16 protein-coding genes are annotated in these 21,183 nt (G+C 68.3%); 14 read left to right on the top strand and 2 right to left on the bottom strand.

Going from position 1 to position 21,183, the window contains the following annotated elements; all coding sequences use genetic code 11:
• The first annotated feature begins 3 nt into the window (after window positions 1-3).
• From WS87_RS09855 to WS87_RS09825, 7 genes are all read left to right on the top strand, one after another.
• Window positions 4-3,141, top strand: a complete 3,138-nt coding sequence (locus WS87_RS09855) for a multidrug efflux RND transporter permease subunit (RefSeq protein WP_059818187.1) — start codon at window positions 4-6, stop codon at window positions 3,139-3,141.
• A complete protein-coding gene (locus tag WS87_RS09850; protein ID WP_059818188.1) occupies window positions 3,138-4,604 on the top strand; it encodes an efflux transporter outer membrane subunit in 1,467 nt (488 codons plus the stop codon). Before WS87_RS09855 ends, WS87_RS09850 begins: the two co-directional genes overlap by 4 nt.
• 834 nt (window positions 4,605-5,438) lie before the next feature.
• On the top strand, window positions 5,439-5,951 hold the full coding sequence (locus WS87_RS09845; RefSeq protein WP_059524437.1) for a fimbrial protein: 513 nt from the start codon (window positions 5,439-5,441) through the stop codon (window positions 5,949-5,951).
• Window positions 5,952-6,073: 122 nt separating this feature from the next.
• A complete protein-coding gene (locus WS87_RS09840; protein ID WP_059818190.1) occupies window positions 6,074-8,527 on the top strand; it encodes a fimbria/pilus outer membrane usher protein in 2,454 nt (817 codons plus the stop codon).
• Window positions 8,528-8,543: 16 nt separating this feature from the next.
• On the top strand, window positions 8,544-9,290 hold the full coding sequence (locus WS87_RS09835; protein ID WP_059818287.1) for a fimbrial biogenesis chaperone: 747 nt from the start codon (window positions 8,544-8,546) through the stop codon (window positions 9,288-9,290).
• Window positions 9,287-10,318: a fimbrial protein gene (locus WS87_RS09830; RefSeq protein WP_059818192.1), complete on the top strand. Its 1,032-nt coding sequence runs from the start codon at window positions 9,287-9,289 to the stop codon at window positions 10,316-10,318. The genes WS87_RS09835 and WS87_RS09830 overlap by 4 nt, the downstream gene beginning before the upstream one ends.
• A 48-nt stretch (window positions 10,319-10,366) precedes the next feature.
• Window positions 10,367-11,743, top strand: coding sequence for a calcium-binding protein (locus WS87_RS09825; protein ID WP_236873174.1), 1,377 nt, complete (start codon window positions 10,367-10,369; stop codon window positions 11,741-11,743).
• Between the two features lie 64 nt (window positions 11,744-11,807).
• On the opposite strand, the gene WS87_RS34225 is transcribed toward WS87_RS09825, so the two are convergent.
• Window positions 11,808-11,924, bottom strand: coding sequence for an HHHH-motif protein (locus WS87_RS34225; protein WP_236873173.1), 117 nt, complete (start codon window positions 11,922-11,924; stop codon window positions 11,808-11,810).
• A gap of 459 nt (window positions 11,925-12,383) precedes the next feature.
• Here WS87_RS34225 and WS87_RS09820 point away from each other — a divergent pair, with 459 nt between their 5' ends.
• The 7 genes from WS87_RS09820 (at window position 12,384) to WS87_RS09790 (ending at window position 19,222) form a co-directional block, all read left to right on the top strand.
• Entirely contained in the window at window positions 12,384-13,052 is a 669-nt protein-coding gene (locus WS87_RS09820; RefSeq protein ID WP_059701243.1) for an RNA polymerase factor sigma-70, read from the top strand.
• A 94-nt stretch (window positions 13,053-13,146) separates the two neighbouring features.
• Window positions 13,147-13,389 carry an MbtH family protein gene (locus WS87_RS09815; protein ID WP_059510746.1) on the top strand — a complete coding sequence of 81 codons (243 nt, stop codon included), beginning with the start codon at window positions 13,147-13,149 and terminating at the stop codon, window positions 13,387-13,389.
• Window positions 13,390-13,434: 45 nt separating this feature from the next.
• The gene (locus WS87_RS09810; protein ID WP_059818193.1) at window positions 13,435-14,454 is read left to right on the top strand and encodes a TauD/TfdA family dioxygenase; all 1,020 of its coding nucleotides are present in this window, start codon (window positions 13,435-13,437) and stop codon (window positions 14,452-14,454) included.
• The gene (locus tag WS87_RS09805) at window positions 14,444-15,295 is read left to right on the top strand and encodes an ABC transporter ATP-binding protein (RefSeq protein ID WP_059818195.1); all 852 of its coding nucleotides are present in this window, start codon (window positions 14,444-14,446) and stop codon (window positions 15,293-15,295) included. The genes WS87_RS09810 and WS87_RS09805 overlap by 11 nt, the downstream gene beginning before the upstream one ends.
• On the top strand, window positions 15,292-17,385 hold the full coding sequence (fhuB, locus tag WS87_RS09800; RefSeq protein WP_059818196.1) for a Fe(3+)-hydroxamate ABC transporter permease FhuB: 2,094 nt from the start codon (window positions 15,292-15,294) through the stop codon (window positions 17,383-17,385). Before WS87_RS09805 ends, fhuB begins: the two co-directional genes overlap by 4 nt.
• Window positions 17,382-18,182 carry a siderophore-iron reductase FhuF gene (gene fhuF / locus WS87_RS09795; RefSeq protein WP_059818198.1) on the top strand — a complete coding sequence of 267 codons (801 nt, stop codon included), beginning with the start codon at window positions 17,382-17,384 and terminating at the stop codon, window positions 18,180-18,182. Before fhuB ends, fhuF begins: the two co-directional genes overlap by 4 nt.
• A complete protein-coding gene (locus tag WS87_RS09790; protein WP_059818200.1) occupies window positions 18,179-19,222 on the top strand; it encodes an ABC transporter substrate-binding protein in 1,044 nt (347 codons plus the stop codon). Before fhuF ends, WS87_RS09790 begins: the two co-directional genes overlap by 4 nt.
• A gap of 213 nt (window positions 19,223-19,435) precedes the next feature.
• Here the strand turns inward: WS87_RS09790 and WS87_RS09785 are convergent, their stop codons facing one another.
• Window positions 19,436-21,181 (bottom strand): cyclic peptide export ABC transporter, encoded by a 1,746-nt coding sequence (locus tag WS87_RS09785; RefSeq protein ID WP_059691735.1) that lies wholly within the window; start codon window positions 21,179-21,181, stop codon window positions 19,436-19,438.
• Between the last annotated feature and the right edge of the window lie 2 nt (window positions 21,182-21,183).

Below are 21,183 nucleotides of genomic sequence, written 5' to 3'. Positions count from 1 at the left end.
AACATGGCACGTTTCTTCATCGATCGCCCCGTCTTCGCGTGGGTGATCGCACTCTTCATCATGCTCGGCGGCGCGTTCGCGATACGCGCGCTGCCCGTCGCGCAGTATCCGGACATCGCGCCGCCCGTCGTCAGCATTTATGCGACGTACCCGGGCGCGTCCGCGCAGGTCGTCGAGGAATCGGTGACCGCGCTGATCGAGCGCGAGATGAACGGCGCGCCGGGGCTGCTCTATACGTCCGCGACCAGCAGCGCCGGCGCGGCGTCGCTGTACCTGACGTTCAAGCAGGGCGTCAACGCCGATCTCGCGGCCGTCGAGGTGCAGAACCGGCTGAAGACGGTCGAGGCGCGGCTGCCCGAACCCGTGCGGCGCGACGGCATCCAGGTCGAGAAGGCCGCCGACAACATCCAGCTCGTCGTATCGCTGACGTCGGACGACGGCCGGATGACCGACGTGCAGCTCGGCGAATACGCATCGGCGAACGTCGTGCAGGCGCTGCGCCGCGTCGACGGTGTCGGCCGCGTGCAGTTCTGGGGCGCCGAATATGCGATGCGGATCTGGCCCGACCCGGTGAAGATGGCCGGGCACGGCCTCACCGCGTCGGATATCTCGTCGGCCGTGCGCGCGCACAACGCGCGCGTGACGATCGGCGACATCGGCCGCGGCGCGGTACCGAACAGCGCGCCGATCGCCGCGACGGTGTTCGCCGACGCGCCGCTGAAGACGCCGGCCGACTTCGGCGCGATCGCGCTGCGCACGCTGCCGGACGGCGCCGCGCTCTACCTGCGCGACGTCGCGCGCATCGAATTCGGCGGCAACGACTACAACTATCCGTCGTACGTGAACGGCAAGGTCGCGACCGGGATGGGCATCAAGCTCGCGCCGGGCTCGAACGCGGTGGCCACCGAGAAGCGCGTGCGCGCGACGATGGACGCGCTGTCCGCGTATTTCCCGCCGGGCGTGAAATACCAGATTCCGTACGAGACGTCGTCGTTCGTGCGCGTGTCGATGAACAAGGTCGTCACGACGCTGATCGAGGCCGGCGTGCTGGTGTTCCTCGTGATGTTCCTGTTCATGCAGAACCTGCGCGCGACGCTGATTCCGACGCTCGTCGTGCCGGTCGCGCTCGCGGGCACGTTCGGCGTGATGTATGCGGCCGGTTTCTCGATCAACGTGCTGACGATGTTCGGGATGGTGCTCGCGATCGGCATTCTCGTCGACGATGCGATCGTCGTCGTCGAGAACGTCGAGCGGCTGATGGTCGAGGAGGGGCTCGGGCCGTACGAAGCAACCGTCAAGGCGATGACGCAGATCAGCGGCGCGATCGTCGGCATCACGGTCGTGCTGACGTCGGTGTTCGTGCCGATGGCGTTCTTCGGCGGCGCGGTGGGCAACATCTATCGGCAGTTCGCGCTCGCGCTCGCGGTATCGATCGGCTTCTCGGCGTTTCTCGCGCTGTCGCTGACGCCCGCGTTGTGCGCGACGCTGCTCAAGCCGGTGTCCGGCGACCATCACGAGAAGCGCGGCTTCTTCGGCTGGTTCAACCGCTTGGTCGCACGTGCGACGCAGCGTTATGCGGCACGCGTCGGCACGATGCTGAAGAAGCCGGTGCGCTGGCTCGTCGTGTACGGCGCGCTGACGGCGGCGGCCGCGCTGATGCTCACGCAACTGCCGACCGCGTTCCTGCCCGACGAAGACCAGGGCAACTTCATGGTGATGGTGATCCGGCCGCAGGGCACGCCGCTCGCGGAAACCATGCAGAGCGTGCGCGAGGTCGAGTCGTATGTTCGCCACAACGAGCCGGCCGCGTACACGTTCGCGCTCGGCGGCTTCAACCTGTACGGCGAAGGGCCGAACGGCGGGATGATCTTCGTCACGCTGAAGAACTGGAAGGAACGCAAGGCCGGGCGCGATCACGTGCAGGCGATCGTCGCGCGCATCAACGAGCGCTTCGCGGGTGCGGCGAACACCACGGTGTTCGCGATGAACTCGCCGGCGCTGCCCGATCTCGGTTCGACGAGCGGCTTCGACTTCCGGCTGCAGAATCGCAGCGGGCTCGACTACGCGACGTTCAGTGCCGCGCGCGAGCAACTGCTCGCGGCGGGCGGCAAGGATCCGGCGCTCGCCGACCTGATGTTCGCCGGCACGCAGGACGCGCCGCAGCTCAAACTCGACATCGATCGCGCGAAGGCGTCGGCGCTCGGCGTGTCGATGGAAGAGATCAACACGACGCTCGCGGTGATGTTCGGCTCCGACTACATCGGCGACTTCATGCACGGCACGCAGGTGCGCCGCGTGATCGTGCAGGCCGACGGGCTGCACCGGCTCGATCCGGACGACGTGAAGAAGCTGCGCGTGCGCAACGCGCGCGGCGAGATGGTGCCGCTCGCGGCGTTCGCGACGCTGCACTGGACGCTCGGGCCGCCGCAGCTCACGCGCTACAACGGCTATCCGTCGTTCACGATCAACGGTTCGGCCGCGCCGGGGCACAGCAGCGGCGAGGCGATGGCCGCGATCGAACGGCTCGCCGCGAAGCTGCCGGCCGGCATCGGCCACGCGTGGTCGGGGCAGTCGTTCGAGGAGCGGCTGTCGGGCACGCAGGCGCCGATGCTGTTCGCGCTGTCGGTGCTCGTCGTGTTCCTCGCGCTCGCGGCGCTGTACGAAAGCTGGTCGATCCCGTTCGCGGTGATGCTGGTCGTGCCGCTCGGCGTGATCGGCGCGGTGCTCGGCGTCACGCTGCGCGCGATGCCGAACGACATCTATTTCAAGGTGGGACTGATCGCGACGATCGGGTTGTCCGCGAAGAACGCGATCCTGATCGTCGAAGTCGCCAAGGATCTGGTCGCGCAGCGCATGTCGCTCGTCGACGCCGCGCTCGAGGCCGCGCGCCTGCGGCTGCGGCCGATCGTGATGACGTCGCTCGCGTTCGGTGTCGGCGTGCTGCCGCTCGCGTTCGCATCGGGCGCCGCGTCCGGCGCGCAGATGGCGATCGGCACCGGCGTGCTCGGCGGCGTGATCACGGCGACGGTGCTCGCGGTGTTTCTCGTCCCGCTGTTTTTCGTGAGCGTCGGTCGTCTGTTCGACGTCGGCCCGCGCCGGCGCGGCGGATCGCAACCGGCGACGATGGAGGGTTCGCAATGACGTTTTACCTGAAGGCGTGCGCGACGCCGCGGGCTCGGGTCGCGCTGGCCGCCGCACTCGCGTTCGCGCTCGCCGGCTGCTCGCTCGCGCCGCGCTACGAGCGGCCGGCGGCGCCGGTGCCGGCCAGCTACACGCCGGCCGATGGCGACACGCCGCAGGCGGTCGAGGCGGCTGCGTCCGCCGATGCCGCGCTGCTCGACGACTGGCGCGCATATTTCACCGATCCTGCGCTGCAGGCGTGGATCGACGCGGCGCTCGCGAACAACCGCGACCTGCGGATCGCGGCCGGCCGGCTCGACGAAGCCCGCGCGCTGTACGGCGTGCAGCGCGCGGACCTGATGCCGTCGGTCGACGCGAACCTCGGCTACGAACGCACGCGCCAGTACGACCCGGTCGTGCGCGAGAGCGCGGTGAGCGGGCTGTATCGTGCGGGCGTGGGCGTCAGCGCGTACGAGCTCGACCTGTTCGGCCGCGTGCGCAATCTGTCCGACGCGGCGCTCGCCGAGTATTTCGCGACGGCCGACGCGCAGCGCACGGTGCGTATCGGCGTGATTGCCGAAGTCGCCGGCGCGTATGTTTCCGAACGGTCGTTGCGCGAGCAACTGGCGTTGGCGCAGCGCACGCTCGACGCGCGCGAGCGCATCGCCGCGCTCACGCAGCGCCGCTACGCGGCCGGCACGAGCGACGCGATCGAGTTGCGCTCGGCCGAGATGCTGGTCGCGTCCGCGCGTGCGTCGCAGGCCGCGCTGCAGCGCGAACACGCGCAGTCGGTGCGCGCGCTGCAATTGCTCGCCGGCGATTTTGCACGTACCGTGCCGGCCGACGGCACCGCGTTCGACACGCTCGCGATCGCGCCGGTGGCGCCCGGCGCGCCGAGCGCGCTGCTCGAACGGCGGCCGGACATCCGGCAGGCCGAGTCGCGGCTCAAGGCCGCGAACGCGCAGATCGGCGCCGCGCGCGCGGCGTTCTTCCCGCGCATCGCGCTGACGACCGATTACGGTTCGGTCAGCGATGCGTTCTCGAGCCTGTTCGCGGGCGGCACGAGCGTGTGGACGTTCGCGCCGCGCATCACGCTGCCGATCTTCGCGGGCGGCCGCAATCGCGCGAATCTCGACGTCGCGAACGCACGCAAGCACATCGCGGTCGCCGAATACGAGAAGACCGTGCAGACCGCATTCCGCGAAGTGGCCGACGCGTTCACCGCGCGCGACTGGATCGATCGCCAGCTCGCCGCGCAGCAGGACGTCTACGCGGCCGACGGCGCGCGGCTGAAGCTCGCCGAGCGCCGCTATGCGGGCGGCGTCGCGACGTATCTCGAACTGCTCGACGCGCAGCGCAGCACGTACGAGTCGGGACAGGAGCTGATCCGGCTCAAGGAGCGCAGGCTCGCGAATGCGATCGCGTTGTATCGCGCATTGGGCGGCGGGTGGGCGCCGGCATCCGCCGCGGCTGCTGCCGTGTGATGCGCCGGCCGTGCCGGGCGGCGATGGCGCATCGCGAGATGCCGTCGCTCCCGGTTGGCATCGCCTTTGTCGGGGTACCGGCAGAGATCGCCGACGCGTGACATCCGCGCTTCGTCTTCCACGTTTTTCTCCTGGCTGTCGAGCCGAAGGCCTGCCTTCGACTCGACACGCATCCCGGCTCGAGCATGCCGGACTTCCTTCTTTCCGATCCCGACCAATCCGCTGAAAAGTCGTCTGCGCATCGTCGCAAACGGGCGCCGAATGTCGTGGCGGCGCACGGCACGACACGCGACTTTTAATCCGGGATTGACGATTCGATTAATTCAGGTATTGCGAATAATGCGGGGCGGCAAAGTGTCGCGGTAAAACGTTTGTACGAATTGCGCAATCGTTTGCGCGAAAATTGCAGATGACGAAAATTGCTCGTTAATTTCCTGTCAGTTGAAAATCGACGATTGCTGTCGTTGCGGTCGAACAACGATGGCGGGATTGGACAGAATTTTGTCTTTCCAGATTGGTGATATTGGAAAGCCTTGCCCGGTAAGGCGGAGTTGGGTGTCGGAATTCGATAAAATGAAATTCCGTTAATTTTCAGTAGGTTCCGGAGAATTAAAAAGGACTTCGGACGAAAATATCGGAATTGTGAATTTCAGGGAAAGAGTGCGTTTGAAGATGGGTGAATTGAAGATTGTCATGGGCGATTTGACAATGATTTACAGAATTCTTTCATTCCTATCTCGATAATGCCGCCTCGTGACGGACGGGAGCCAACCACACGCTGCCTTTTGTATCCGCCACGTCGTCATTCCCTTTGCAATTCACACGGAAAACGTCATGAAAAAATCCCTCCTGACCGCTGTCGCACTCGCAGCCCTGTCCACCTCGGCCTTCGCAGAGGGCACCGGCACGATCAACTTCACGGGCGAGATCGTCGCGGGCGCATGCGGCATCGATTCGGGTTCGGTCAACCAGACCGTGAACCTCGGCAAGGTGCCGACCCACACGTTCAAGCAGGCCGGCGACAAGTCCACGCCGACCAACTTCGACATCAAGCTGACCGACTGCGACACGAGCATCGCGCAGAACGCGTACTTCACGTTCACGGGCACGTCGAGCGCGGGCCAGCCGAAGCTGCTCGCCACGATCGGTTCGGCGACCAACGTCGGCATCCGCCTGCAGTCTGCGTCGGGTGAATACCTCGACAACGGCGCGGAGCAAAAGGCGCCGACCGTGCTGCAGAACGGCACGAACGTCGCACGCTTCGCGGCAATGTACGAAGCGACGGCAGCCGGCGTGACGCCGGGTACCGCCGACGGCGTCGCGAACTTCACGGTTCGCTACCAGTAAGCGTCCGTACCGGAGAAGGGGTGCGCGCACCCTTTCTCCGTCCTCGTTTCCTTCCCGCTTCCTTTTCCTCGGACTTCCGGTAGCGCCGCGTGCGAATCAGACATTCCTTCCTTTGCGTCTCCGTGCTGGTGGTCGGCAGCCAGAGCCATGCGACGGAATTCAATTCGTCGTTCCTCGACATCGACGGCACGAACAACGTCGACCTGTCGCAGTTCTCCCAGGCCGACTTCACGCTGCCGGGCGAATACATGCTCGACGTGCAGGTCAACGACCTGTTCTACGGGTTGCAGGCGATCCAGTTCATCGCACTCGATGCGTCCGGCGCCGGCAAGCCGTGCCTGCCGCCGGAACTCGTCGCGCAGTTCGGACTGAAGCCGTCGCTCGCGAAGGACCTGCCGCGCTTCCAGGGCGGCCGTTGCGTCGATCTCGGCGCGATCGAGGGGGCAACCGTGCGCTACCTGAAGAGCGACGGACGCCTCAAGATCACGATTCCGCAGGCCGCGCTCGAATTCACCGACTCGACCTATCTGCCGCCGGAGCGCTGGTCCGAGGGGATTCCGGGCGCGATGCTCGACTATCGCGTGATCGCAAACACGAACCGCAGCTTCGGTGCGGGCGGCGCACAGACGAATTCGATCCAGGCCTACGGCACGATCGGCGCGAACTGGGATGCGTGGCGTTTTCGCGGCGACTACCAGGCGCAGTCGAACGTGGGCAACACGGCGTACGCGGACCGCACGTTCCGCTTCAGCCGGCTTTACGCATTTCGCGCGCTGCCGTCGATCCAGTCGACGGTGACGTTCGGCGACGACTACCTGAGCTCGGACATTTTCGACACGTTCGCGCTGACCGGCGCGTCGATCCGCAGCGACGACCGCATGCTGCCGCCTTCGCTGCGCGGCTATGCGCCGCTGATCTCGGGTGTCGCGCGCACCAATGCGACCGTGACCGTGTCGCAGGCGGGGCGCGTGCTCTACGTGACGCGCGTGTCGCCGGGCGCGTTCGCGCTGCAGAACATCAACACGAGCGTGCAGGGCACGCTCGACGTCGCGGTCGAGGAAGAGGACGGCAGCGTGCAGCGCTTCCAGGTGACGACGGCCGCCGTGCCGTTCCTCGCGCGCACCGGACAACTGCGCTACAAGGCCGCCGTCGGCAAGCCGCGGCAGTTCGGCGGCGCAGGCATCACGCCGTTTTTCGGCTTCGGCGAAATCGCATACGGCCTGCCGCTCGACGTCACGGTGTACGGCGGCTTCATCGCGGCATCCGGCTACACGTCGATCGCGCTCGGCGTCGGCCGCGATTTCGGCACGTTCGGTGCGGTGTCGGCCGACGTCACGCATGCGCGCGCGCGGCTGTGGTGGAACGGCGCGACACGCAACGGCAACTCGTACCGCATCAACTATTCGAAGCACTTCGACGGGCTCGACGCGGACGTGCGCTTCTTCGGCTATCGCTTTTCCGAACGCGAGTACACCAACTTCGCGCAGTTCTCCGGCGACCCGACCGCGTACTGCCTCGCCAACAGCAAGCAGCGCTACTCGGCGACGATGTCGAAGCGCTTCGGCGACACGTCGACCTATTTCTCGTACGACCAGACGACCTACTGGGCGCGCTCGTCCGAGCAGCGCGTGGGCCTCACGCTGACGCGCGCGTTCTCGGTCGGCGCGCTGCGCAACCTGAACGTCAGCGTGTCGGCGTTCCGCACGCAGAGCGCGGGCGCGAGCGGCAATCAGTTTTCAGTGACGGCGACGCTGCCGATCGGCGGTCGCCACACCGTCACGTCGAACCTGACGACGGGCAGCGACAGCACGAGCGTGAACGCCGGTTACATCTACGACGATCCGGACGGTCGCACCTACCAGGTCAACGCAGGCGCGACCGACGGCCGCGCGGCGGCGAACGCGAGCTTCCGCCAGCGCACGTCGACGTATCAGCTGACCGCGCAGGCGTCGACGCTCGCCAACGCGTATGCGGCCGCGTCGCTCGAAGTCGACGGCTCGTTCGTCGCGACCCAATATGGCGTGTCCGCGCACGCGAACGGCAACGCCGGCGATACGCGCCTCCTGGTCTCGACCGACGGCGTGCCCGACGTGCCGCTGTCCGGCACGCTCACGCATACCGACTCGCGCGGCTATGCGGTGCTCGACGGGATCTCGCCGTACAACGTGTACGACGCGACCGTCAACGTCGAGAAGCTTCCGCTCGAAGTGCAGGTGTCGAACCCGATCCAGCGCATGGTGCTGACCGACGGCGCGATCGGCTTCGCGAAGTTCAACGTCGCGCGCGGCAGCAACCTGTACCTGACGCTGACCGACGCGGCCGGCAAGCCGCTGCCGTTCGGCGCGTCGGTGCAGGACGCGGCGAACGGCAAGGAGCTCGGCATCGTCGGCGAGGGCGGTGCGGCGTTCCTGACGCAGGTTCAGCCGAAATCCGCGCTCGCGGTGCGCGCGGGCGAGCGCACGCTGTGCACGGTGGACGCACTGCCCAACCAGCTTCAACTCGAAGGCACGCCGATTCCGGTGACGTGCCAGACGCCCGGCGAGTCGCATGCAGCGGCCGCACGGGCCGAACGATGATTTCACGGATCCAGCGATGAACCCAGCTTTCTCTCTTTCCTTCCTGCGACGCACGTCGTGCATGCTGGCCGCGGCCGGCGCGCTGGCGGCCGGTGTCGCGCACGCGGCGATCGTGCCGGACCGCACACGCGTGATCTTCAACGAAGGCGAACAGGCCGCGATCGTCACCATCACGAACAAGAGCACGACGTATCCGTATCTCGTGCAGTCGTGGCTGGAGGACGCGAAGGGCAACAAGATCACGTCGCCGCTGATGGTCGTCCCGCCGCTGCAGCGCGTCGAGGCGAACGAGCGCAACGTGCTGCGGATCGCCAGATTGCCGGGCACCGCGCTGCCGGCCGATCGCGAATCGGTCTTCTACCTGAACATCCGCGAAGTACCGCCGAAGTCCGATACGCCGAACACGCTGCAGATCGCGCTGCATACGCAGATGAAGCTGTTCTACCGGCCGAAGGCCGTGCAGCCGACGCGCGACGAGGACTGGACGCTGCCGATGACGCTGCGCGTCGATGCGGGGGCGCACAAGCTCGTGTTCGACAACCCGACGCCGTACCACGTGACGGTGGTCGAGGTGACGGCGGGCGCGCAGAAGACGCCGGTGCCGATCGAGCCGGTGATGGTGAGCCCGATGAGCACGGCCGACGTACCGTTCAAGGCGGCGACGCCGTCGACGCTGTTCGTCACGCACATCGACGATTACGGCGGCCAGGTGGCGGTCGAATATGCGTGCGACGCCGGTGCGTGCAAGAGCGTGAAGCGATGAGCGGCGTGCGACGAAACAGGATCGAGTCGAGAATGCGGGCGTGGCTCAGGTGGTGTGTGATCGGGCTGTTCTTTGCGTTGGCGCAGCCGGCGTGGGCGGTGCGCTGCATCGCAAACAACGGCGGTGTGTCGCTGACGGAAGCGATCGGCAATGTTGCGTCGTATCCGACCGATGCGCCGGATGGGTACGTGATCTGGGTGTCGCCGCCGCGCACGACGACGGGATACTGCTACAAGGATCTCGGCGGCAGGGAGAAGACGTACGGTGAATGGATCTATTTCTATGCGAACCCTGAAAAGCAGACCCCGGCTGCGTGGGGTCTCGAAATCGGCATTCGCTATCTCGGTGAAGATTACTTCGGCCGCAGCAGTCAACCCGGCGATGGCGTACAGACGAAAACCTATGTGGAGGAATGCAAGCTGAGCGACGCGGAGGTCAAGGCAGGGCGTTGCGAAAAGTTTCCGCTGAGCATCACCTATCAGATCGTGGTGCGCAAGCGCGGCAAGTGGTCGCAGCCGCCATCAGACATCTACGCGGTGTTCCAGTTCGACGGCAGGGGCGGTCTGAACTACATCAATCCGAGCTTTCGCTACAAGCTGAGCGGCCTGCAGAAACTGAAACCGACGCCTTGTCTCGTCGATGTGAAGGTCACGCCTGAACCCGGCATCGTGAAGTTCGGCCAGGTTCAGGCCACGGGCAACGGCTTCTTGCCAGCGGTGCCGCGCAAATCGTTCAGTCTCGCGCTGACCAAGCAATGCAACGTGGCGGTGCGCGTGGACGGCTACTTCGAGACATCGCAGACGGTGCAGAACGGGCTGCTCGTGCCGGACCCGAACAGCAATTTCGGCATCGGCATCGAGGACAGAAACGGCAAGGCGATTGCGTTCAACCAACAGTTCGTGCTCGCCCAGATGCCGGGAAGTGTGAACTACCAGAGCGTGACGCTTGATGCCGTTCTGAAGGCGTTCGGGCCGCCGAAGATCGGTCCGTTCAACGGCACGGCGACGATCCGGTTGTTTATCTACTGACGCACGCGAGCGCGGCCCGAGCGGATATATACCGTGCAAGGCAGGCCGATGGCCGAGCGTCTTTTTTCGGGGGAGATGAAAATGCATCTGAAGGGCACCATGGCAGCGACGCTATTCGTTGCTTCGACGGTGGGCGCGGCTCACGCACAGACGATATCGGCAGGTGGTTATTCGCTGACCGTGATCGGCGACCTGGGCGGGCCGCGCGACATGCGGTACGACGGCAATGCCGTCAGCGCGGACGGCAAGACGATCATCGGTTCCTACTGGAGCGAAGCGCAGCCCGGTAACTCGATGGCCTTCTCGTGGTCGGCCGCGACGGGCTGGCAGCGTCTGGCCGCGCCGGCGAACGCCTATGACTCGATGGCACAAACGGTGTCGGCCGACGGGCAGGTGATCGGCGGATCGATCAGCGCGCGCCAGGCGGAAAGCAGCAATCTCGATCGATGGGCGGTGCGATGGCCCGGTGACGGTCGCACACAGAAACTCGTTCCGGATACGGCGGGCCGGGGCGCATCGGTCGAAGTCGCGAACCTCGGCGGCACGAGGATGGCGGGCCGCTTTACGACGACAGACGGCCGAAATGCACGGTTCATGTGGGACCAGCCGAGGGGTTTCCGCGAGTTGCTGCCGGGCGGCGACTATATCGTGCATCTCCTGTCGATGACCTCGTCCGGGAATGCGGCAGCCGGGTTCGCCGGCAATGTCGACGGCGTGTATGGTTCGCGTGCGTTCCTTTGGACAGAACGAATCGGTGAACGACTATTGCCGACGATCAACGCGGGCGTGGCGAGAATGGATCAGGCCCGTGGCGTGACCGAAGACGAACGGACGATCGCCGGCGCGCTTGGCACCCTGGTGGTCACGCCGGATGGACAACGGGTCGACTCGGAGGCGGTGCTGTGGACGAACGGCGGCGACAGCATCCAGCGGCTCGGTTTTCTCGACGGTGACGACAGCAGCTACGCGTTATCGATCAGTACGGACGGGCGGGTCGTCATCGGCACATCGAGCAACCGGCAGACCGGTATCGAGCGCGTCTTCGTGTGGACGCCGCAAAGCGGCATGCGCAGCCTCGTTGCGTTGCTCGAAGCGGCCGGCCTGTCGGTCGGCACGCTGAACTTGGCCAACGTGATCGGCGTGAGCCCCGACGGGCAGATTATCACGGGGCAAGGCTATCGCGACGGCGATCCCGACTATAGACCGCAGTTCTGGCAAGTGCACATCGATGCGGCGACCCTGCGCGCGTTGCAGCCGGCGAGCCCGGGCGCCGACGCATTGCGGGTGCGGGCTTCGCCGCGGAAGGCGGCGTCACGCATGCTGGTGGCGAAGCCGAACGCAGCGATGCAGCGAGGCGCCTGCCGCATGCCCGTCATCCCGGCGCAGCTCGCGCGATGCCTGCCGCGGTTGCAGGCCGCACGCTAGCGAGCGTGGTCGCACGCAGGTGAAGCGATGAAACAAGGCGCCGGTTTCCGGCGCCTTGTTTCGTTTACCGCACCCAGCGGCACATCCTGTGATGGTCGAAGTGACACACGCGGTGCGGATGCGCTTCGGCGATGGCCGGCACGAGCACGGCGGCGGTGAGCGATTTCAGTAGCGTTTTCATGTTGCAGTCCTGATCGTTGAAAAGTGAATCACGGGAAGAGGGAACGCCTTACCACTGCGGCCGCTGATCGTCACGTCCGTCGTCCCGATGGTCGTCTTATCCGCGGGGACGCTGCGCTTCCCAGTCACGGCGCTCACAGTAGCGATTGCCGTCCGAGTAACGATCGCCATGCCAGCCGATCGTGATTTGAGCCGCGCCGGCAGGATAGGCAACGCCCGTGCGGGCGCTTTGTCAGACGCGTGAAAGATCGTGCCGATGGGTCGCAGGCCGGTCGCGCCGTTCGGATGGGCCAATGACCACGTACCGAACCAGCCGCCGTGCGTCCCCTCCACCCGGGCAACGATTCCGCCAATTGATCAGACAAATCCCGATAATCGGAAGGGGCATTCGGTAATCGGATTGAGAATGATTTGCGTTTACGTTAAATTGCGCTATCTCGAAATCTGACGGAGCAGATCGATGGCTATGGCGGAAGTGCTCGAACGACCGGCAGCGGCAACGGCGAACCCGTTCCTCGGCAGTTATCCGGACCGGCCGTCGCGCCCCGCGCCGCGTGCGCGCCGTACCGCCGAGCCGCATGCGCAGGGCGCGCTGCTCGACGTGCTGATTTCCCATCGAGCGATGCTCGTCAACGTCGCGCGCGGCTTCGTCGGTTGTGCGAGCCGCGCCGAGGACGTCGTGCACGATGTATTCGTGAAGCTCGTCGAATTCCCGAACCAGGACGCGGTGCGCCAGCCGGTCGCGTACGTGACGCGGATGGTGCGCAACGCATCGATCGACGCATGCCGCCGGCAAAGCCTCGAGAACGTCTATCACACGGAAGAGGACGACGGCTTCGACGTGCCGTCGCCGGAACCGACGCCCGAAGCCGCGCTGATGACGCGCGACACGCTGCGCCGCGTGTGGGCCGCGCTCGACGACCTGCCGGCGCGCAGCCGCGCGGCGTTCGAGATGGTGCGGCTGCGCGAGGAAACGCTGCAGACCGCGGCGCGCGCGCTGAACGTGTCGCAAACGCTCGTGCATTTCATGGTGCGCGACGCGGAGCGGCACTGCGCGGAATGCCTCGACGCGTGCCATCGCGGCGACGCGTGTCCGGCGTTCCTCGGCGGCCGCGCGCGGCGGCGGTAAAAAAACGCGCCGGCCAATCGTCTTCAAGACAGGAGCGGCCGATCCGACGATTCGCCGCTTCGCCTCCCTCAACCGCCTCCCGCTTTTTTCGATCATGACGCAAGCCACGACGCCTTCCGCCGACACCGACGACCTCGTCTACACGGTCGTCATCAACGACGAAGAACAGTATTCGATCTGGCCGACGTTCCGGCCAGTGCCGGCCGGCTGGCGCGAAGTCGGCGTGCGCGGCCCCAAGGCCGACTGCCTCGCGCACATCGAGACCGTCTGGACCGACATGCGCCCCGCGAGCCTGCGCCGCGCGATGGACGGCGATCGCGCGACGCGCGCGTCGTGACCCGCTGCGCCGCGTGCGCGGCGCGCCACCTGAAGAGGACGTTGCATGACCTTGCTTTCGTTGCCGACGCTCGACGACCTGCGTATCGAGCCGGGGCTGCCCACCGTCGTGTCGCCGCGCGGCGCCGACGGCATGTCGATCGACGAGATCGCGCCGCTCGCGCATGCGATCGCGGCCGACACGCTCGAACGGGCGGGCGGTGTGCTGTTCACGGGCTTTCACGTGCCGTCGATCGATGCGTTCCAGCAGTTCGCGGCGTCGTTCGGCGATCCGCTGATCGGCTACGAATACGCGTCGACGCCGCGCAGCCAGGTCGAAGGCGCCGTCTATACGTCGACCGAATACCCGCCGCATCGCGCGATTCCGCTGCACAACGAGCAGTCGTACACGCGCGAGTGGCCGCTGCGGATCTGGTTCCATTGCGCGCTCGCGGCGCCGACGGGCGGTGCGACGCCGATCGCGGACAGCCGCGCAGTCTATCGCGCGCTCGATCCGGCGCTGGTCGCGCGCTTCGAGCAGCGCGAGCTGCTGTACGTGCGCAATTTCGGCCAGGGGCTCGACCTGCCGTGGCAGCAGTCGTTCGGCACGAACGAGCCGGCCGAGGTCGAGCGGATGTGCGCGGCGCGCGGAATCGAATGCGCATGGCGCACCGATGACGACGGCGAACTGCTGTTGCGCACGCGCGAACGCTGCCAGGCCGTCGCGCGCCATCCGCGCACCGGCGATCGCGTGTGGTTCAACCAAGCGAACTTGTTCCACCTGTCCGCGCTCGACGACGACATGCAGGAAGCGCTCGTCGACGCGGTCGGGCTCGAGAACGTGCCGCGCAACGTGTATTACGGCGACGGTGCGCCGCTCGAGGCCGACGCGCTCGCGGAAATCCGCGACGTGCTCGATCGCCAGCGCATCGTGTTCCCGTGGCGGACGGGCGACGTGCTGATGCTCGACAACATGCTGACCGCGCACGCACGCGACCCGTTCGACGGGCCGCGCAAGGTGGTCGTCGCGATGGCGCAAAGTTACACGGTCCCGCGCGCGGCCGAACGGAGGACCGATGACGCGTAGTCCCGCCGCGCTCGCCGCGCGCGGATTGACGGTGGGTTATCGCGACCATGTCGTGATCGACGGGCTGGACCTGTCGATCGCGGCCGGCCGCGTGACGGCGCTGTGCGGCCCGAACGGCTGCGGCAAGAGCACGCTGCTGCGCACGCTCGCGGGCCTGCAGCCCGCGCGTGCGGGCCACATCGACGTGAACGGCACGCCGCTCGCGTCGTTTCGCCGTCGCGCGCTCGCGCGCGAGCTGACGATGCTCGCGCAGTTCAATCAGATTCCGTCGGGGCTGACGGTGCGCGAGCTGGTCGCGTACGGCCGCTACGCGTATGGCGGTTTCCTGCGCGGGCTGTCGCGCGCCGACCATGCGGCGATCGACGAGGCGCTCGACACCAGCGGCCTCGCCGGCGACGCCGAGCGTGACGTCGGCGCGCTGTCGGGCGGCGAGCGGCAGCGTGCGTGGATCGCGATGGCGCTCGCGCAGCAGGCGCCGATCGTGCTGCTCGACGAGCCGACGACCTATCTCGACATCCATCACCAGCTCGACATCCTCGACGCGCTGCGCGCGCTGAACCGCGCGCGCGGGCTGACGATCGTGTGGGTCCTTCACGACCTGAACCAGGCGGCCGCGTACAGCGACGACATCGTGCTGATGCGTGCCGGCCGCCTCGTCGCGCAGGGCTCGCCCGACGCGATGCTGGAACCGGCGCGGCTGCGCGCGGCGTTCGGCGTCGACATGCTGAAGCTTGCGCATCCGCAAACGGGCGCGCCGATGTGCGTGCCGGCCTACGGGCCGCCGGCATCCGGCGCGGCGGGCGCGTTCGATCGTGCCGTTCAACGGGATATCGCCGTATGACGACGTTCGCGATGCGCAAGCGGCTCGCGGCGAGCGGGCAGGACGCGGCATCCGGCCGCCGTGCCGGCGCGCTCGCGTTCGGCCTCGTCGCGTTGATCGCGGCGCTGGCCGTGTTGCGCGTTGCACCGGACCTGCGCGTATGGTGGAACGCGGTGCCCGGCAGCGACGCCGCCGCGCTCGCGGGCGTGTTCCTGTTCGACCTCAACCTGCCGCGTGTCGCGGCCGCGCTCGTCGCGGGCGGCTGCCTCGGCATCGCGGGCGCGCTGTTCCAGTCGCTCACGCGCAACCCGCTCGCGTCGCCCGACCTGCTCGGCGTGACGGGCGGCGCCCAGCTCGGCCTGCTCGCGGCGATGCTGGTGCCGGCGCTCGCCGGTGTCGCGTCGGTGCCGCTGCTGTTCGTGTGCGGGCTGATCGCCGCCGCGTGCGCGATCGTCGCGGCCGGCGGCTGGCGCGCGACGCCGCTGCGGCTCGTGCTCGCGGGCAGCGTCTGCATGCTGCTGTTCGCGGCGCTGTCGACGCTCGTGCTCGCGTTTTTCGAGCAGAACATCGCGGGCGCGGCGTTGTGGACCAACGGCAGTCTCTATCAACCCGGCGCGACCGGGCTCGCGCTCGCCGCGCGCTGGCTCGTCGTGCCGCTGCTGGCGCTGCCGTTCGTGATCCGGCCGCTGAATCCGCTCGCGCTCGGCGACGAGGCGGCGGCCGCGGCCGGCGTGCGCGTCGACGCGGCGCGGCTCGCCGCGACGATCGTCGCGGTCGCGTTCACGAGCGTGGCCGTCAGCATCGCCGGCCCGCTGTCGTACGTCGGGCTCGTCGCGCCGAACCTGCTGCGCCAGGTGCGCGGCGCACGCGCGGCCCGGCTCGGCGTGCTGGCGCCGCTGTCGGCGCTCGCGGGCGGCGCGCTCGTGCTCGTCACCGACAGCGCGGTGCTCGCGTCGGGCCTCGACGCGACGCTGTCGACCGGCGTCGCGATCGCGCTCGTCGGCACGCCGCTGATGCTCGCGATGATCCGGCGCGGCGCCGCATGGTCGGGCGTGCTGCACGCACAAGCCGAACGCGCGGCCGGCAGCGGGTCGACGCGGATGGTCGCCTGGCTCGAACGGCTCGGCTGGCCGCTGCGCACCGCGTTGTTCGTCGTGGCCGGCGGGCTAGTCGTGTGCGTCGGCGTGTCGGCCGGTCCCGAATGGCTGTCGCCGGCACGCTGGTCCGCCGCGCTGTCGGGTCACGATGCCGTCGCGCGGATGCTGATCGACCTGCGCATGCCGCGGCTGCTGAGCGCGCTTCTCGCGGGTGCGCTGCTGGCCGTGAGCGGGGTCGCGATGCAGAGCGTCGTGCGCAACCCGCTCGCGGGGCCCGAAGTGCTCGGCGTCACGCAGGGCGCGGGGCTCGTCACGCTGTTCGCGCTGTCGACGTGGCCGCTGATGGGGCACGTGACGCTCGGCGTGGCCGCGTTGATCGGCGGTGCGCTGTCGCTCGCGATCACGCTCGTGCTGAATCACCGGCATCGTTACGCACCGCTCGCGGTCGCGCTGACCGGCATCGTGATCGGCGCGTTGTGGACCACGCTCGCGCAATGGCTGATCACGCAGGAAAGCGTGCAGCCCGCGCGCTTCGTCGTGTGGCTCGTCGGCGGCACCTATGGCCGCGGGTGGGGCGAGGTGTCGATGCTGCTGCCGTGGTGCGTGCTCGCGGTCCCCGTATTCGCATGGCTCGCGCGGCCGCTCGACATGCTCGCGCTCGGCGACGACCAGGCGGCCGCGCTCGGCCTGCCGGTCGCCGCGCTGCGGCCGCTCGCGCTGACGGTCGCGACGCTCGCCGCGTGCGCAGCCGTCGCGGCGGTCGGGCCGGTCGGCTTCATCGGGCTGATGGCGCCGCACGTCGCGACGATGCTCGGCGCGCGCCGGCACCGCACGCGGCTGTGGCTTGCGGCCGCATGCGGCGCGCTGATCCTCGGGTGCGCCGACCTGGCCGCCCGTACGGTCGTCGCGCCGCGCGAAGTGCCCGCCGGCGTGCTGACCGCGCTGATCGGCGCGCCGTATCTGCTCGGGCTGCTGATCCTCGAGGGGCGCCGCGCCCGGCGCGCGGGGCGATGACGCCGGCGCTCGACGGTGCACGCGCCACGCGCTTTTCCGCCTTCGCGCCCGAACCGTTTGCCGAGCATCTCGACGCGGTGTGGCTCGGGATGCCCGACGACGCGCACGCGCCGGGCCGGATCGTCGTGCCCGTCGGCGCGCTGTCCGATCATCGCGATGCGCTGCTCGACGCGATGGTCCGCCACTACGGCGGCGATCCGGCGCTGCACGCGCGAGCGCTGATGTCGCAATGGAGCAAGTATTACTTCGGCCGCGCGGCGCCTGCCGGCGTGGTCGCCGCGCTGACGCTGGGCCGGCCGCTCGACATGGCGCCGGAGCGCGCGTTCGTCGCGCTCGACGACGGGATGCCGGCCGCGCTGTATTTCGCGCCGGACGCGCTCGGCGCGCCCTGCGTCGCGCCCGCGCCGCGCTATGCGGGGCTCGTCGCGCATCTCGGCGCGGTGATCGACCTGCTCGCGGCGATGGGCCGCGTCACGCCGCGCGTGCTGTGGAGCAACGCGGGCAACCTGCTCGACTATCTGCTCGACACGTACCGTTCGCTGCCATGCGCGGCCGATCCCGCTCGGGATGCCGACTGGCTGTTCGGCGCGTCCTGCGTCGACGGCGAGCCGAATCCGCTGCGCCTGCCGGTGCGCGACGCCGTGCCGCGCTCGCCGCTGCTGCCGACGCCGTTTCGCGCGCGCCGCGTGTGCTGCCTGCGCTATGAAATTCCTGGAGAAACGCAACTGTGTGGAAGCTGCCCGCTGCTATTGACGATGGACGACGCGACGCTGGCCGAGCAGGACGCGATCCGGTGACGCCGGCACCGTATGCCGGCCGTCGCCATGCGCTCGGCGCACTGGCCGCGCTCGGCGCCGCATGTTGCGGCGCGCTGGCCGCGCCGGCCGCCGCGGTCGCGAACGACGCGCGCGGCGGGCAGGGCGGCATGCCTTCTCAACTGGGCCGCTCGCTCGCCGGCAACCCCGTCGTATCGCAGGCGAGCGCGACGATGCCCGTGCGGCCGCAACGCGTGGTCGCGCTCGACTTCATGTTCGCCGAAAGCGTGATCGCGCTCGACATCGTGCCGGTCGGCATGGCCGATACCGCGTTCTATCCGGGTTGGCTCGGCTACGAGAGCGACCGGCTCGCGCACGTGACCGACATCGGCTCGCGTCAGGAGCCGGGGCTCGAGGCGATCGCCGCGGTGAAGCCCGACCTCATCATCGGCGTCGGCTTCCGGCATGCGCCGATCTTCGCCGCGCTTGACCGGATCGCGCCGACGATCCTGTTCCAGTTCAGCCCGAACGTGTCGGAAGACGGCGTGCCCGTCACGCAGCTCGACTGGATGCGCCAGATCTTCCGGACGATCGGCACCGTCACCGGGCGCGATGCGCGCGCAAAGGCGGTCGAAGCACAGCTCGACGCGGGGATCGCGCGCAACGCATCGCGGCTCAGGGCGGCGGGACGCGGCGGCGAACGCATCGCACTGCTGCAGGATCTCGGGTTGCCCGATCGCTACTGGGCGTATACCGGCAACAGCACGTCGGCGGGCCTCGCGCGCGCGCTCGGGCTCGACCCGTGGCCGAAGAAGCCGACGCGGGAAGGCACGCTTTACGTGACGTCCGCCGATCTGCTCCGGCAACGCGATCTCGCCGTGCTGTTCGTCACCGCGACGGGGATGGACGTGCCGCTGGCGTCGAAACTCGATTCGCCGGTGTGGCGTTTCGTGCCTGCGCTGCGTGAGCGCAGGATCGCGCTCGTCGAACGGAACATCTGGGGGTTCGGCGGTCCGATGTCGGCGCTGAAGCTGGCCGACGTGATGACCGATACGCTGCTGAAGCTGCCGGCCGTGCGCTGAACGCGCGGCTTGTCGTTCGCGGGCAGGGCAGCGCGTGAACGAAACTCACGTAGGCATTCGCTTGTCGCGGCATCCCGGCGGTGTTACGCATATACCAGTACACCGAACGATATTTCATTCCGGCTTTTCCAATCCCTTCCACTCCGCCGAACCGAACACCAGCCGCCTGGGCGCGGCAATCGCGGCACGCAGGCGGCCGGTGTTCACGCATGCTTACGCGCTAAGCGCATCGGCGCCATCCCGTGCGCGTGACCGCGCGGGCGTCGTGTCGCTGACGATCTGTCCGTTGTCGAGCTTCAGCAGGCGGTCGGCGAGATCGAAATAGCGATCGTCGTGCGTGATCACGATCACGGCCTTGCCGCGCGCGCGCAGTTCGGGCAGCAGTTGCTCGTAGAACACCGCCTTGAACGACGGATCCTGGTCGGCCGCCCATTCGTCGAACAGATAGAACGGCCGGTCCTCCAGATACGCGACGACGAGCGCGAGCCGCTTGCGCTGCCCGGTCGACAGCGCGCGGTTCGAGAACGCGCCGTCGACGACCTTCACCTTGTGATCGAGCGCGAGCTTCGCGACCAGCGCGTTCGCGCGCGCATCGGCCTGCGCACGCGCCGGATCGTCGGGATCGACGATGCCGAGCAGCGCATCGAACAGGTGGAAGTCGTTGAACACCGCGCTGAAGCGTTGCCGGTACGCGGCGCGCTCGCGCCAGCCGATCGTCCGGCCGTCGACCTCGATCGCGCCTTCCTCCGGCTCGTAGAGCCCCGTCAGGACCTTCGCGAGCGTCGTCTTGCCGCTGCCGTTGCCGCCGACGATGAACACGAGCTCGCCCGGCCGGATCGTCAGGTCGATCGGCCCGATCCGGAACATCCGTTCGTCGCGCTCGTGGAAATACGCGTGCGTGACGCCGCGCAGCGTGACGGCGCCGGCCGGCGGCACGTCGGGGGCGTCGCTGGCGGGCGGCACCGTGCGCAGCGCGCCGAATTCGGCCATCACGCCCTCGATGCGTCCGAGCGACACGCGCGCCGCATTGACGGTCGGCAGGTTGTTCAGCAGCCCGTCGAGCGGCACCAGCATGAACAGGAACACGACGACGTAGCCGGCCGCCGTGCCTGCATCCGCATGCACGCCGAGCTGCGGCCAGAACGCGGCTGCGCCGAGGAATACGTAGAACAGGAAGATGATCCAGCCGACGCCGACCGCATACGCGCTGAACGCGCGGCGGCGATGGTCGCGCACCTCGCCGATCGCCGCGCCGAGCTGGCCGTCGACGAACTGGCGCGCGCGCGCGTCGTGCAGCTTCAGTTCCTTCGCGCCGGAGAACAGCGAGCCGAGATAGCCGAACAGGCGATCCTGCGCCTGGCCGGCCGCCTCGAGCGACGCGATCGCGCGGCGGTCGCCGGTGTGATAGCCGAGCGAGCCCGCGACGATCGCGGTCAGCGCGAGCAGGCACACGGGCCACGACAGCCACGCGAGATAGCCGAGGCAGCCGAACACGATCGAGCCGTGCATCACCAGGTTCGGCAGCGCGAAGAACAGCATCGACACGTTGGTCGCGTCGTCGGTCAGCACCGACTGCACGGGCGCCGCGCCGATCCGCTCGATGTCGCGCAGCTCGGCCGCGCCGACGCGCCGCGCGAGATGCACGCGCAGCCGCGCCATCGTGTCCTGCGACAGCCGGGCGAACAGCGTGCCCGACACGATGCGCGTGACGAGCGCGATCACCGCGCACAGCGCGAAGCGCCACGCGAGCGACGCGTCGGCCGCGCCGGGCGTCGCGAGCGCGCGGTTCAGCGTCGCGACGAGCAGCACGCTCGCGACGCCGTTGAGCACGCAGGCGACGAGCGCCAGCGCGAGCGATGCGCGGCTTTCGCGCAGCAGCGCGAGGATCAGGCGGGCCGCGGGGCGGCCAGGGGAGGCGTCGAGGGACGGCGGGGAAGCGGGCTCGTGGGCGGCGGTCATCG

It is taken from the genome of Burkholderia sp. MSMB0856, from assembly GCF_001524645.2.
GTDB classification, from domain to species: Bacteria; Pseudomonadota; Gammaproteobacteria; order Burkholderiales; family Burkholderiaceae; genus Burkholderia; species Burkholderia diffusa.
Note: the sequence above shows the minus strand (reverse complement) of the source record. Positions and strands in the feature narration are given on the sequence as shown.

Coding starts and splice junctions, on each gene's coding strand:
- WS87_RS09855 (WP_059818187.1), top strand. CDS start 4: ATGGCACGTTTCTTCATCGATCGCCCCGTCTTCGCGTGGGTGATCGCA.
- WS87_RS09850 (WP_059818188.1), top strand. CDS start 3,138: ATGACGTTTTACCTGAAGGCGTGCGCGACGCCGCGGGCTCGGGTCGCG.
- WS87_RS09845 (WP_059524437.1), top strand. CDS start 5,439: ATGAAAAAATCCCTCCTGACCGCTGTCGCACTCGCAGCCCTGTCCACC.
- WS87_RS09835 (WP_059818287.1), top strand. CDS start 8,544: ATGAACCCAGCTTTCTCTCTTTCCTTCCTGCGACGCACGTCGTGCATG.
- WS87_RS09830 (WP_059818192.1), top strand. CDS start 9,287: ATGAGCGGCGTGCGACGAAACAGGATCGAGTCGAGAATGCGGGCGTGG.
- WS87_RS09825 (WP_236873174.1), top strand. CDS start 10,367: ATGGCCGAGCGTCTTTTTTCGGGGGAGATGAAAATGCATCTGAAGGGC.
- WS87_RS34225 (WP_236873173.1), bottom strand. CDS start 11,924: ATGAAAACGCTACTGAAATCGCTCACCGCCGCCGTGCTCGTGCCGGCC.
- WS87_RS09820 (WP_059701243.1), top strand. CDS start 12,384: ATGGCTATGGCGGAAGTGCTCGAACGACCGGCAGCGGCAACGGCGAAC.
- WS87_RS09815 (WP_059510746.1), top strand. CDS start 13,147: ATGACGCAAGCCACGACGCCTTCCGCCGACACCGACGACCTCGTCTAC.
- WS87_RS09810 (WP_059818193.1), top strand. CDS start 13,435: ATGACCTTGCTTTCGTTGCCGACGCTCGACGACCTGCGTATCGAGCCG.
- WS87_RS09805 (WP_059818195.1), top strand. CDS start 14,444: ATGACGCGTAGTCCCGCCGCGCTCGCCGCGCGCGGATTGACGGTGGGT.
- fhuB (WP_059818196.1), top strand. CDS start 15,292: ATGACGACGTTCGCGATGCGCAAGCGGCTCGCGGCGAGCGGGCAGGAC.
- fhuF (WP_059818198.1), top strand. CDS start 17,382: ATGACGCCGGCGCTCGACGGTGCACGCGCCACGCGCTTTTCCGCCTTC.
- WS87_RS09785 (WP_059691735.1), bottom strand. CDS start 21,181: ATGACCGCCGCCCACGAGCCCGCTTCCCCGCCGTCCCTCGACGCCTCC.